Here is a 12,974-nt window from a genome sequence, read left to right as displayed (position 1 = left end):
AGTGGCTTACTGGCCTCCGAACAGTTGCTGGTCGATGTGGTCGCAGAGAGCGTGAATCACCAGCAGATGTACTTCCTGGATACGCGCAGTGGAGGTCGCCGGAACCCGGATTTCAATATCGTCAGGACCGTACAGATTGACCATCTCGCCGCCTTCCTTGCCGGTCATGGCGACGACGCGCATTTCCCGGTCATGGGCGGCCTGGATGGCCTGAATCACGTTGGCGGAGTTGCCGCTGGTGGAGATGGCGAGAAGAATGTCGCCGCTGCCCCCCAGGGCCCGGACCTGCTTGGAAAAGATCTCGTTGTAGCTGTAGTCGTTGGCGATGGACGTCAGCGTGGACGAGTCAGTGGTCAGGGCAATCGCGGGCAGGGCAGGGCGTTCCATCTCAAAACGATTCAGTAGCTCTGAGGAAAAGTGCTGAGCATCACCGGCTGAGCCGCCATTGCCGCAGGTGAGGATCTTGCCGCCGTTGAGCAGGCATTCGACCATGGCCTGGCCGGCCGCTTCAATGACCCCGGGAAGAACTTCGCCGGCCTTGGCCTTGGTTTCAATGCTTTCGGCAAACAACTGCCGGATTCGGTCCACGCTCATAAATACCTCAACTGGTCTTGTTCTGGTGCGGTGGCTACAGCTTATTCGCTGTAGAACGCATTTTGTATCCATTCATAACTGACAGAGCCGTCGATTGCCGGTTCCATACCGATCACATCAAAGCGGCAGGGGCGCTGCTGATGGGCGGGATGCCGGGCCAGATAGTCTCTGGCTGCCTGGATCAGGCGTCGCTGTTTGTGGTGATCCACGGAAGCCAGGGCCCCACCGTAGCTGCGCTGCTGGCGCCAGCGCACTTCCGTGAACACCAGGCAATCCTGATCGAGCATGACCAGGTCGATTTCGCCCTGGCGACAGCGATAGTTGCGGGTGACCAGGCTCAGTCCCTGCTGCTCAAGCCACTGCAATGCCGCCGCTTCCGCCTGGTCGCCCCGGGTTTGTCTACGGCGAGTTAGAAACGGCATTGCGACGCACTGGCAGGCTGTTGGCCGGGTTGCTGACCTGGGGCAGTGCCTTGGCTTCACCGCGCAGGAAGATGGCCCAGTCCAGCTTGCGAACCACCTGTTGGTCGCGAATCTGCAGGCGCCCGGTGGCACCCGGCAGTTCGCTGGACGGCAGGGTGTTCAGAAGATAAAGGCGACTCTGCAACCGGTAGGCATCAATCCCCATGGCATACAGACGCTCGTAGCGACCATGGCCATCTGGCCATTGTTCGGCAGCGACCTGGTGCAGGTCACTGTTCTGGTCACCGATGATCCAGGGCATGTCCACGAAACGGATACCGTTAAGATCCTGGTCCCGACGGGGATTGCTCTGCCCGCTGTAGATCAGCGACGTGGAGTATACCGGCAGGTCCTTGGCGTAGTGGAAGTTCAAAGCCGGTTTGACCTGGCGACCCTGGTTGGGGTTAGCGATCAGGAAAAGGAAATCCATGTCCTGGCGGCGCCGGGGCTGGATATCCATTTCCAGATTGGTGAAGCGGCTGACGGCCTTGCCACGCTGCTCGCTTTGCGCAACCAACAGCAGCTCCTCTACGGTCTCGCCGATTTCCGGGCCTTCTTGATAGGCGCGGGTCACGGTCACGGTGCCGTGCAGATTCTGCCATTCCTCGGCGAAAGCCTGTGCCACCCGTTCACCCCAATCCCCCTGGGGGTAGAGAATGCCGGCCTGGGTGCTGCCTTCATGGGCGCCCTGGCGGGCAATCTGGCGGGCTTCGTCTTCTGGTGCCAGGCCGAACTGGAAAAAATTCTCCGGCACCTGTTCGTTCTCTATGTAGTTCAGCGCCAGCGTGGTGGCGGGCAGGGTTCCCTGGGCGGCAATAGTGGCGGCCTTGTCTTTTGACAGTGGACCGAGCACAAAATCGGCGCCGTCGTTAATGGCTTGCTGGTACACCGCCAGAATGTTGTCCGGGCCGGAATCATAAAAACGCAGGGTGGGGGACAGGCTGTTCTGCTTTTGCTGGTAATGCGCTGTCATGATGCCTTCCTGCAAGGTCTTGCCCACATTCTGAAGCGGGCCGCTGGTCGGCAGCAGGATGGCAACCTGGCTTGGGCGTTGGCTGGCAGCTTCGCGCAGGGCATCCAGCATGGCGGGCACATCACCGATGGCGGGGTGAGTGCGCCACTGGGCGCTCCATTGGTCAAGCCGGGATACCTGGGCATCCAGGTCGGCGATGGGGTCACGGTAAAGTTGCGCCAGGGTGAGCCAGCCACGCAGGTCGCCACTGCTGTTCTGGATGGCGTCAGCCAGTTCCTGGGGCGAGAGCTGCATCAGCAGTTGCCAGATCATTTCATGGTTGTAGTCCTGATCCTGTTCATTGAGCAGGGGATGAGCCGCCACTCGTTGTTGCAGGCTGTCGCTCAGCTGACCTTCCATAGCCAGGGCATCGGCGCGCATCAGGTCCAGTTGTGCCTGCTGCTCCACGGGGTATTGCTGGATTTCATCCTGGTAACGGTTCAGCAGTTCCACCGCTGGGGTGGCATTCTGCTGGCTGAGGCTGGCGCGCCCACTGAGCAGGATCCATTGAAATCGCTTTTCGGGGTTGAGGGCGTCCGGGTTGATATCGCCGAGCAGTTGTTCTGCATCTGCAGCGCGTTGCTGCTGAAGGTATTCGGCTGCCCATGCGAGGGCGGTGTCGGTGCGCTGTTCCGGGCTGGCCAACGCCGCAATCTGGGCGCGGGCAGCAGACAGCGATTCCGGCGCCTTCTCCATGCCGGCGGCCTGCTCTACAGCAGGCGCGGTTGGCTGACCGGTGCGCGTCGGGGTGGACGTACAGCTGGCGAGAGCAAAGGTGGCTGCCAGTGCAACCCAGTATGCCTTTCTAAAATCCATGGCGTGAGGTTCGTATTACCAGAATGGAGCGGCTATTGTAGGCGCTTCGTAGTAGGGTCTCCAGCGGCCAGCCTTAAGGAAGTTCGACAATTATGAACTCTGTCTTGTATGTAGTAAGCACCCCCATCGGGAATCTGGATGATATTTCCCGTCGCGCCGTTGCCGTGCTGGAAGCGGTGGACTGGGTAGCGGCAGAGGATACGCGGCATAGCCAGCGTTTGCTCGACCAGTTGGGCCTGCGCAAGCGTATGATCAGTTGCCACGATCATAATGAAAATCAGCGCAGTGCAGAGCTTGTTCAGCGAATGCAAAATGGTGAAAAAGGTGCACTGATCAGTGATGCCGGGACGCCGTTGGTGAGCGATCCGGGCTATCGGTTGGTGCGCGCCTGCCAGGATGCGGGAATTCAGGTGGTACCCGTGCCGGGTGCGTCGGCGTTACTGGCCGCGCTGGCGGCAGCAGGGCAGCCATCAGACCGTTTTGTGTTCGAAGGCTTTATCCCGTCAAAGGGGGCGCCGCGTCAGCAGGCCATCGAACGCCTCGCCGCTTCTGAGATCACCAGCATTATTTACGAAGCCCCTCATCGGGTGCTGTCGTTTCTGGCGTCCCTGCGCGAGGTGGTTTCGCCGGAGCGTGAAATCACCCTGTGCCGTGAACTGACCAAACAGTTTGAAACCATCCGCCGCGGCCCGGTGGCGGAGCTGAGCGACTGGGTGGCCAGCGACAGCAACCAGCAGCGAGGAGAACTGGTGCTGATTCTCTCACCCTGCGAACAGGCTGCCGGCTGGAGCGACAGGGACCAGGCCCTGGCCAAACTGCTGCTGGCCGAACTCCCCGCGTCCCGCGCCGCCAAGATCCTGGCTGCGCATACGGGGATGAAGCGGCAGGAGGTTTATGCACTTCTAGAGGCAATGAGTGGCTGATCAGTGAACAGTTAACAGTGAATAGTGAACAGCGACGCGCTCCGGGTGTGCTGTTTGCTTCGGGCTTGGAGGCCGCGTCCAGCGATTGGGCGCGGCCTCATGTCTTTCAGGGAAAGAAAACCCGGCTCGCGCCGCTATTAACTGTTCACTGTTCACTGTTAACTGATTAAACTCGCCCCCGGACCGGTCAGACAGTCGCTGGCAGTGCTTTTCCCTGAAGGGCCTGCTGGAGGAAAGTCCGGGCTCCAAAGGGCAGGGTGCCAGGTAACGCCTGGGGACTTTACTGGCGACGGTAAAGTTACGGCTAGTGCCACAGAGAAGATACCGCCCGTTCCTTCTCCGGAAGGTTCAGGTAAGGGTGAAAAGGTGCGGTAAGAGCGCACCGCGCCGCTGGTAACAGCGGTGGCAGGGTAAACCCCACCCGGAGCAAGACCAAATAGGGATCCTGTGGCGTGGCCCGCGCTGGATCCGGGTAGGTTGCTAGAGGCTGATGGCGACGTCAGCCCCAGATGAATGACTGTCCACGACAGAACCCGGCTTATCGACCGGTCCACTTAATTCCAGGTTCGCCTTGCTCTTCAGGGCATGGCCTGACGGAAAGCTTCTGAACTGTGAATGACACGCAGAGGCTGCCTGACGCTTGATGCCTGACGCTCGACGGTAAATGCAAAACCGGCGTCAGGCGTTACCACGTCGCGAGGCACTGTGATTCTCTGGCTGGAGAAGCGCCATATTGATGCTCTTGATGTGTATCAAGGTGGCATCAATAGAAGTGAATAAACTGCACTCCCCGCTATCGGGATTTCCTGCCGGAGAGTGCTCTTATGTCACAGATCGATATCCTTTACAGCCGTGATGATCATGAGGTGCTGCGCTTTGCGGATCTGGTCTCCGGCGAAGGGGTGCAGGCCAACCAATTCTGCATTCGCCATGGCGAGCGTGCCGCGCTAATCGATCCCGGTGGGGACCTCACCTTTACCCCACTCAATATCGCCTTGAGTCGTCTGATCAAGCTGGAAAATCTGGAATACATTCTCGCCTCCCACCAGGATCCGGACATCATTGCCTCCCTGCCGCGTTGGCTCATGCACACCCCCTGCAAGGTTGTGGTGAGCCGGCTGTGGTCGCGCTTTCTGCCCCACCTGGCGTCTACCTACGAGATTGCCCGCATGGGTGAGCAGTTGCAGACGCGTATTCAGGGGGTGGGCGATCAGGGGGCGGTGCTGCCGTTTGGCGGTGACAGCCTGTGGGTATTGCCGGCGCATTTTCTCCATTCGGTGGGCAACTTCAGTTTCTATGATCCGGTCAGTCGCATCCTGTTCTCCGGGGATGTGGGCGCCTCCCTGGGCGGGGAGGAGGGCAGTGTGCAGGATTTCAATGCGCATGTGGACAGTATGCTCGGCTTCCATCGTCGCTACATGGCCAGTAACCGGGCCTGCCGCCTGTGGGCAGGCATGGTCCGCAAGCTGGACCCGGCCATGATTGTGCCCCAGCACGGGGGCTACTTCGGGGGCGAGCAGGTGGGCCGCTTTCTGGATTGGTTTTCGGGTCTGGAGTGTGGTGTGGATCTGTTGTCGGAGGTGGATTTCCGGATCCCGTCCTGAGGACGGGCTATTTGTAATAAAGGATGCGGTTAGTAATAACTAATTTGTCTAACACTTAAAGTGCTTTCTCACTAGCGCGTCCCAGCGCTCTGATTCGTCTCGAAACTCCCTCCGTTGGTCGTCTCCCGATTTAAGGGTTTGGCGCTTTTCATCGTCCTAACTTACTGATTCAGCTAGCAATTCTTTTACGTTTGCTGTGTGCGGTTTGCTTGACTTGGGCTTTGTTGTGGCCCTAGAGTGTCTCATTGTGGTGAAAAGTGGGAAAAAGTGGGTTTTTTGAAGCGGCAAGTGTCGCAAAGTGGGGCTCTTCGGAGCGCCCGGAAGGAACCGCTTAATAACGAGACAGAGGACGGCCAGTGTTTACTGGGAGCACATCACTCAATCTGGATGCCAAGGGGCGGCTCACCATGCCGACCCGGTACCGCGCTTCGTTGATCGAAGCCTGCGGCGGCCAGCTTGTGCTTACCCGTCACCCCTTTGATGAATGTCTGGCTCTTTACCCGCGCCACGAATTTACCGAAACCGCCAACAAGCTGTCCGCGCAACGGGACTCCAATCCCCAGGTGCGACAGCTGAAACGTCGTTTCCTCGGTCAGGCGGTGGAAATCGAAATGGACAGCAATGGCCGTTTGCTGGTGCCGCCGGAGTTGCGTGCCGCCATCGGTCTGGAGAAGCAGGCCATGCTCATTGGCCAGATGCACCGTTTCGAAATCTGGACAGCAGAAAGCTGGTCAGAAGAGGACGGCACCCTGGATCCGGAAGCCTTGCCGGACAGCGTGCAGGAGTTGTCTTTCTAATGACCGACACAGGGAAGCAGTACGAGCACCTGCCAGTCTTGCTGGAGGAGGTACTGGAAATGTGGTTCAGCCGTGGCGATGGATTTTACGTGGATGGCACCTTCGGGCGAGGTGGTCATAGCCGTGCGCTGCTGGCGAAGCTGGATGCCGACGGTCGGCTGACAGGCATTGACCGGGACCCCCTGGCGATTGCCGAAGGCGAGAAGCTGGCCGGTGAGGATAGTCGTTTCCAGATCAAGGCCAGCCGGTTTGATTGTCTGCCTGAGGTAGTGGCAGAGCAGGGCCGTCCCATTGATGGTCTGCTGCTGGATCTTGGGGTGTCTTCCCCGCAGCTGGATGATGCCGGGCGTGGCTTCAGCTTTCTGCGTGATGGGCCGCTGGATATGCGGATGGACCCCACCTCGGGCGAAAGTGCCGCTGAGTGGCTGGCCCGGGCGGAGGAAAAAGAGATTGCCGATGTGCTGTATCGCTACGGCGAGGAGCGAAAGTCACGCAGGATTGCCCGACGCATCTGCGAGACCCGCAAGGAGCAGCCCATCACTCGCACCCTCCAGCTGGCAGAGCTGATCCAGTCGGTGCTGGGGCGGGGTGAGCCGGGCAAGCACCCGGCCACGCGCAGCTTTCAGGCGCTGAGAATACATATAAACGGGGAGCTGGATGCGCTGAATGAAGTGCTGGAACAGTCCCTGGAGACGCTCGCCATCGGCGGGCGTCTCGCCATTATCAGCTTCCATTCCCTGGAAGACCGCATCGTGAAGCTGTTCATTCGCGATCATTCCGGCCGTGCTCCGAAAGGGCGTGGTGGTTTGCCGTTGGGGGATGAGTTGCCGCAGCGGCTGGAGCCGGTTGGCAAGGCGATTCGTGCCGGCAAGGCAGAGCTTAAGGTTAACGTGCGCTCGCGCAGTGCAGTATTGCGCGTGGCGGAGAAGGTGGCGTGACGGCGCCCTGGGCCATACGTGTCCTGGTGGTGCTGATTGCGCTGTCCGCGCTTGGAGTGAGCTACAGCGTCCATGAGGCGCGCCGGCTCACGGATGAAAGTCAGAAGCTGCAGCAGCAACAGACCCGGCTGGAAAGCCAGTGGAGCCAGTTGTTACTGGAGCACAGCACCTGGGGCAGCTATGCCCGGGTGGAGCGCCTGGCCAGAGAAAAGCTGGGCATGAAGTTACCGAAGACCGATGAGCGAGTGTTGATTCGACCATGAAGAACCGGGTCCGCAAGACACGGCAACCACACCTCCAGACCCGCTGGCGCTTTGTGCTGGCGTTCTGGGCGCTGTGTGCCTGTCTGCTGCTGGCCCGGGCGGTGGACCTGCAGGTGATTCAGCACGATTTCCTCGCGCATCAGGGCGATATCCGCAATCTGCGGGTGGAGCCGCTGGCCGCACATCGTGGTGTCATTCGTGACCGGTCGGGTCGTCCTCTGGCAGTAAGTACCCCGGTTGTCACCCTGTGGGTGAACCCCCGCGAAGCGCTGGCGCATCAGGATGCCTGGGCGCGTCTGGGTAACAATCCGGTGGTGAACCAGAAAGTGTTTGCCCGCAAGGTGCGCCGTCACGAGAGTCGTGAGTTTGTTTATCTGGAGCGTGGGCTGGCACCGGAAACCGCGAAGAAAGTGCTGGATCTGGATGTGCCGGGTATCCACTCGCTCACCGAGTACCGTCGCTATTACCCGGCGGGTGAGGTGTCCAGTCACGTTGTGGGCTTTACCAATATCGATGATCAGGGCCAGGAAGGCACTGAGCTGGCCATGGATACGCACCTGGAAGGCCACAGTGGCCGCAAGAAGGTGGTGCGTGATCTGTTGGGCCGGGTGATTCAGGATATCGAAGTGCTGGAACCGGCCGAGCCGGGCGAAGATGTGACCCTGAGTATCGATCTTCGCTTGCAGTACCTTGCCTATCGCGAACTGCTTTCTGCGGTACAGAAACACAAGGCGAAGGGTGGCAGTGCCGTGGTGGTGGATGTGCGCACCGGCGAGGTGCTGGCCATGGTGAACCAGCCTGCCTATAACCCCAATAACCGCGGCAACATGGACACGGCTGCCCTGCGTAACCGGGCAGTGACCGATCTGTTCGAGCCGGGTTCCACCATGAAGCCGTTCACTGTGGCGGCCGCGCTGGAAATGGGCATGGTGACACCGTCCACCACGATCAATACCCACCCGGGCACCCTGCGCGTGGGCAGCAAGACCATCCGTGATCACCGTGACTACGGGATCATTGATATCACAACCGTGCTGACCAAGAGCTCCAACGTGGGTACCAGCAAACTGGCCCTGGCCATGGATCAGCAGGCGTTGCCAGATTATCTGGAGCGGTTCGGCTTCGGCCAGGCTACCGGTATTGCTTTTCCGGGTGAAAGTGATGGTCTGTTGCCCCTGCGCAGCAAATGGCGCGATGTGGAACGTGCGGCACTGTCTTACGGTTATGGCCTGAGCGTGTCCGCCGTGCAGCTGGCCCAGGCTTACGCTGTGATTGCCAATGACGGCATGAAGGTGCCGTTGACCCTTCGCAAGGTGGAAGGGGTGCCTCGTGGTGAGCAGGTGGTGGGCCGGGCGGTCTCCCGTCAGTTGGTACAGATGCTGGAAACCGTGGTCAGTCGTGAAGGGACCGCAAGCCGCGCCCAGGTGCCGGGTTATCAGGTGGCCGGCAAGACCGGTACGGTGCACAAGGTGGTGGCGGGTGGTTATGCCGACGACAGCTATATCGGCCTGTTTGCCGGGTTGGCACCTGCCACAGACCCGCGCATCGTAACCGTGGTGGTGATTGATGATCCGCGCGGAGAAGCCTACTACGGCGGGCTGGTCGCTGCGCCGGCATTTTCCAATATTATGAGCGGGGTGTTGCGCACCCTGCATGTGCCGCCGGACCGGCCCGAAGGGCTGCTGGCGGGCACGCCGGAGTCGGAGGACCGTTCATGATGAGCCTCCAGCAACTCCTCCCCCATCTCAACCTGCCTGCCGATGTGGCAGGTATTGTCGTTTCCGGGCTACAGCTGGACAGCCGCCAGGTGCAAAGCGGTCAGGCCTTCGTTGCCGTCCCGGGAGTGAACAGTGACGGACGACAGTTTGTTGGTCAGGCGGTGGCAGCTGGTGCGGCTGCGGTGCTGGTTGATGCCGAGCAGGGGCCGTTTACGGTCGGCCTGGAACAGCAGGTTCCCTGTGTGCATGTGCCGGAGCTGGCTGCACAGGTGGGCGATATTGCTGCCCGCTGGTTCGGTGAGCCGGCTACCCGGATGGCGATTACCGGTGTCACGGGTACCAACGGCAAGACCAGTATCACCTGGTTCCTGCGCGATGCACTGAATGCGCTGGGTCATCGTTGTGCGCTGGTGGGCACACTGGGTGTGGGGCTCAAGGGTGAGGAAAAGCATACCGGGCATACCACCCCCGACCCGATCACCTTGCAGGCCTCACTGGCGCAGGCCCGTGGGGCCGGTGCAGATCACGTGGCCATGGAAGTGTCGTCCCATGCGCTGGATCAGGGACGGCTTGGCAGCACCGTTATAAGCACGGCCGTGTTCAGTAATCTGAGCCGGGATCACCTGGATTATCACGGTGATATGGAGTCTTACCTGGCGGCGAAATCGGTGTTGTTTTCCCGTGATGGCGTGCGTTTGGCGGTGGTGAATTGTGATGATCACGCTGCCAGTTCCCTGCTCAGCTGTCTGGCGGATGGCGTGCGTTGCGTCACCTTCGGCGCTCAGCAAGGGGCTACCGTGCGTTGCGATCAGGTGGCCTACCATGCCGATGGCCTGGCTGCCACGCTCAATGTGGCCGGTGAGGCGGTCCCCGTGTCGTTGCCCCTGTTCGGGCCGTTCAACCTCAGCAACCTGATGGCGGTGGCGGCCATTCTGCATGGCCAGGGCGTGGATAACGCTTCTCTGGGCAAGGCGCTGGCGGCGGTGACCCCGGTTCCGGGTCGCATGGAACCTGTCAGTGCCGGGCAAGGTCCCACTGTGATCGTGGATTATGCCCACACCCCGGATGGCCTAGAAAAAGCCCTGCAGGCCTGCCGTGCCCACTTTGATGGCGCCCTCTTCTGCATTGTGGGTTGTGGCGGCGATCGGGACACCGGCAAGCGTCCGCAGATGGCGGCAATCGCCGAGCAGTTGGCTGATGTGGTGGTGCTGACCAGCGACAACCCGCGCAATGAAGACCCGGACACCATTATTCAACACATGCAGACCGGACTGACCTCCCCTGACAAGGCCGGAGGCAAGGGGCATGAGGATTATCAGGAAATTAACGGCGTGCGCCATCCCAGCGATGACCGCGAACTGGCACGTAATGCCTTGAGTGCACTGGGAGGTGGCCAATGATGTGGCTGTCCCGGATCGCTCAGTGGACCGGCGGCGAGCTGGTGGGCGATGACGTGCAGATCAGTGCGGTGGTAACCGATACCCGTGCCATGCGTCCCGGCTGCCTGTTTGTGGCCCTCAAGGGGGAGCGTTTTGATGCTCACGATTTTCTTGCCCGGGCGGCAGAAGAGGGGGCGGTGGCGGCACTGGTGGATCGTGATCAGGACCAATTCGCCAATGCGGTAAAAGTGGCTGATACCCGCCAGGGGTTGGGCAGGCTAGCCAGCGGCTTTGCCGACCAGTTCACCCATGACCGCCTGGCGGTGACCGGTAATGCCGGCAAGACCACGGTGAAGGAAATGGCTGCCGCCATGCTGGGGCCAGACACCCTGGCCACTGCGGGTAATTTCAATAATGACATTGGCGTGCCGCTGACCCTGTTACGGCTGGGGCCCGAGCATCGCCATGCGGTGATCGAGCTGGGCGCCAATGCGCCGGGAGAGATTGCCTGGACCAGCGCTCTGGTCAAGCCACGGGTGGTGCTGGTGACCAATGTGACCGGGGCGCATCTGGAAGGCTTCGGTTCAATGCAGGGCATTGCCAATGCCAAGGCGGAAATCTTCGGCGGCTGTCAGCCGGGTGGTCAGGCGATCATCAATGGGGATGACCGCTTCGCTGATTTTTTTGCGGGTGAGGCCGAAAAAGCAGGGCTGCGGGTGATTCGCATCAGCACGATGGCCCCGGCGGATCTGTACGCCGAGGACATTGTGCTGCAGCAGGACAGTGCCCGCTTTGTGCTGCAGCCTTCCGGACATGAGGTCGCCGTGCCGTTGGCAGGAGCGCATCAGGTCAACAATGCGTTGATGGCCATTGCCGCCGTGCAGGCGTTGGGGCTGTCGCTGGATCAGGCATTGCCCGGGCTGGCCCGGCTCAAACCGGTTCCCGGCCGCATGAATCTGCATCCTGTGGGCAAGGGGCTGCTGGTCGACGACAGCTACAACGCCAACCCCGGTTCAGTGCGTGTCGCCATCGATTGGCTGGCTGCACAGCCCGCGCCGCGCATGCTGGTGCTGGGCGCCATGGGGGAGCTGGGTCCTCAGGCCGAGCGCCTGGTTGAGGAACTTGGCGGCTATGCCCGGGAAAAAGGATTGGAAAAACTGGTTGCCATGCGCGGCGCGCAGACGGCGGCCATCGGCTTTGGCGATGCAGCACTGATCGCTGACGACCATCAACAGGCAGTGGACTGGAGTGCCCCGGTGCTGCAAGCAGGCGGCACCGTGTTGGTGAAAGGTTCGCGCACGGCCGGAATGGAAGCGGTTGTGAAGCGACTGACACAGGGCGAAAGCCCGCAGACACACAATGAGGGGGCTCACTGATGCTGCTCTGGCTGGCCGAATATCTGGCCCAATTTCATAACGGGTTTCTGGTGTTTCAGTACATCACCCTGCGCGGCATTCTCAGCGTGCTGACGGCACTGTTCATCGCATTCTGGGTGGGGCCGATCATGATCCGCAAGCTGCAGGAAAAGCAGGTGGGGCAGGCGATTCGTGATGATGGTCCCAAGAGCCATCTGAGCAAAGCCGGGACCCCCACCATGGGTGGCGCGCTGATACTGGTAGCGATCGTGATTTCCACCCTGCTGTGGGCAGACCTGAGTAACCGGTTCGTGTGGATCACCCTGGGCGTACTGTTCATCTTTGGCGCTGTGGGCTGGGTAGATGACTGGCGCAAGGTGGTGGAGAAGAACCCGCGTGGTCTGCCGGCCAAATGGAAATACCTGTGGTTGTCCGTGGGCTCTTTCGGTGCCGCCTTTGCCCTGTTCTTTACTGCACAGAGCCCGCCAGAGACCCAGCTGATCGTGCCGTTTTTCAAGAACGTGGCCATCAACATGGGCTGGTTCTACATCGTCCTGACCTACTTCGTGATCAACGGCACCAGCAATGCGGTGAACCTCACCGATGGGCTCGATGGTCTGGCCATCATGCCCACGGTGCTGGTGGGCGGGGCGTTGGGCATCTTTGCCTATGCCGGCGGCCACACTGAGTTTGCCACCTACCTGCAGATCCCTTACGTGGCGGGTGCCGGTGAGCTGGTGATCATTTCTGCGGCCCTGTGTGGTGCCGGTCTCGGCTTCCTGTGGTTCAACGCTTACCCGGCCCAGGTGTTCATGGGCGATGTGGGCGCACTGGCGCTGGGCGCGGTACTGGGCGTGATGGCAGTGATTGTCCGCCAGGAAATCGTGTTGTTCATCATGGGCGGGGTGTTCGTGATGGAAACCGTTTCAGTGATGCTGCAGGTGGGGTCGTTCAAGCTCACAGGCCGGCGCATCTTTCGCATGGCGCCGATTCATCATCACTTTGAACTGAAAGGCTGGCCGGAACCGAAGATCATCGTTCGGTTCTGGATCATTACCGTGATTCTTGTACTGGTGGGTCTGGCGACCCTGAAGATTCGATAAGGAACTGACCG

General features: G+C 60.5%; 12 protein-coding genes and 1 other RNA gene. 10 read left to right on the top strand and 3 right to left on the bottom strand.

The window, feature by feature from the left end:
* Positions 1-6: 6 nt before the first annotated feature.
* Genes HF945_RS11640 through HF945_RS11630 form a run of 3 tightly spaced genes read right to left on the bottom strand, consistent with a single transcriptional unit; the run spans position 7 to position 2,883 of the window.
* Positions 7-594 carry a phosphoheptose isomerase gene (locus HF945_RS11640; RefSeq protein ID WP_290522770.1) on the bottom strand — a complete coding sequence of 196 codons (588 nt, stop codon included), beginning with the start codon at positions 592-594 and terminating at the stop codon, positions 7-9.
* A 41-nt stretch (positions 595-635) separates the two neighbouring features.
* Complete coding sequence (locus HF945_RS11635; protein ID WP_290522769.1) at positions 636-1,016, bottom strand: YraN family protein; 381 nt, start codon at positions 1,014-1,016, stop codon at positions 636-638.
* Positions 994-2,883, bottom strand: coding sequence for a penicillin-binding protein activator (locus tag HF945_RS11630; RefSeq protein ID WP_290522768.1), 1,890 nt, complete (start codon positions 2,881-2,883; stop codon positions 994-996). The genes HF945_RS11635 and HF945_RS11630 overlap by 23 nt, the downstream gene beginning before the upstream one ends.
* Positions 2,884-2,975: 92 nt before the next feature.
* Here HF945_RS11630 and rsmI point away from each other — a divergent pair, with 92 nt between their 5' ends.
* The 10 genes from rsmI (at position 2,976) to mraY (ending at position 12,963) form a co-directional block, all read left to right on the top strand.
* Positions 2,976-3,806 (top strand): 16S rRNA (cytidine(1402)-2'-O)-methyltransferase, encoded by an 831-nt coding sequence (gene rsmI, locus HF945_RS11625; RefSeq protein WP_290522767.1) that lies wholly within the window; start codon positions 2,976-2,978, stop codon positions 3,804-3,806.
* A gap of 179 nt (positions 3,807-3,985) precedes the next feature.
* Positions 3,986-4,363: RNase P RNA component class A (rnpB, locus tag HF945_RS11620), an RNA gene on the top strand.
* A gap of 267 nt (positions 4,364-4,630) precedes the next feature.
* Positions 4,631-5,410: an MBL fold metallo-hydrolase gene (locus HF945_RS11615; RefSeq protein ID WP_290522766.1), complete on the top strand. Its 780-nt coding sequence runs from the start codon at positions 4,631-4,633 to the stop codon at positions 5,408-5,410.
* A gap of 356 nt (positions 5,411-5,766) precedes the next feature.
* Positions 5,767-6,207, top strand: coding sequence for a division/cell wall cluster transcriptional repressor MraZ (gene mraZ, locus HF945_RS11610; protein WP_290522765.1), 441 nt, complete (start codon positions 5,767-5,769; stop codon positions 6,205-6,207).
* Positions 6,207-7,145 (top strand): 16S rRNA (cytosine(1402)-N(4))-methyltransferase RsmH, encoded by a 939-nt coding sequence (gene rsmH, locus HF945_RS11605; RefSeq protein WP_290522764.1) that lies wholly within the window; start codon positions 6,207-6,209, stop codon positions 7,143-7,145. Before mraZ ends, rsmH begins: the two co-directional genes overlap by 1 nt.
* The gene (ftsL, locus tag HF945_RS11600; protein WP_290522763.1) at positions 7,142-7,408 is read left to right on the top strand and encodes a cell division protein FtsL; all 267 of its coding nucleotides are present in this window, start codon (positions 7,142-7,144) and stop codon (positions 7,406-7,408) included. Before rsmH ends, ftsL begins: the two co-directional genes overlap by 4 nt.
* A complete protein-coding gene (locus HF945_RS11595) occupies positions 7,405-9,126 on the top strand; it encodes a penicillin-binding transpeptidase domain-containing protein (protein ID WP_290522762.1) in 1,722 nt (573 codons plus the stop codon). The genes ftsL and HF945_RS11595 overlap by 4 nt, the downstream gene beginning before the upstream one ends.
* Positions 9,123-10,526 (top strand): UDP-N-acetylmuramoyl-L-alanyl-D-glutamate--2,6-diaminopimelate ligase, encoded by a 1,404-nt coding sequence (locus tag HF945_RS11590; RefSeq protein ID WP_290522761.1) that lies wholly within the window; start codon positions 9,123-9,125, stop codon positions 10,524-10,526. The genes HF945_RS11595 and HF945_RS11590 overlap by 4 nt, the downstream gene beginning before the upstream one ends.
* Positions 10,523-11,881 carry a UDP-N-acetylmuramoyl-tripeptide--D-alanyl-D-alanine ligase gene (murF, locus tag HF945_RS11585; RefSeq protein ID WP_290522760.1) on the top strand — a complete coding sequence of 453 codons (1,359 nt, stop codon included), beginning with the start codon at positions 10,523-10,525 and terminating at the stop codon, positions 11,879-11,881. The genes HF945_RS11590 and murF overlap by 4 nt, the downstream gene beginning before the upstream one ends.
* Entirely contained in the window at positions 11,881-12,963 is a 1,083-nt protein-coding gene (mraY, locus tag HF945_RS11580) for a phospho-N-acetylmuramoyl-pentapeptide-transferase (RefSeq protein WP_290522759.1), read from the top strand. Before murF ends, mraY begins: the two co-directional genes overlap by 1 nt.
* The last annotated feature ends 11 nt before the right edge of the window (positions 12,964-12,974 follow it).

The sequence above is a fragment of the Alcanivorax sp. genome (assembly GCF_017794965.1).
Taxonomy (GTDB): Bacteria; Pseudomonadota; Gammaproteobacteria; order Pseudomonadales; family Alcanivoracaceae; genus Alcanivorax.
Note: the sequence above shows the minus strand (reverse complement) of the source record. Positions and strands in the feature narration are given on the sequence as shown.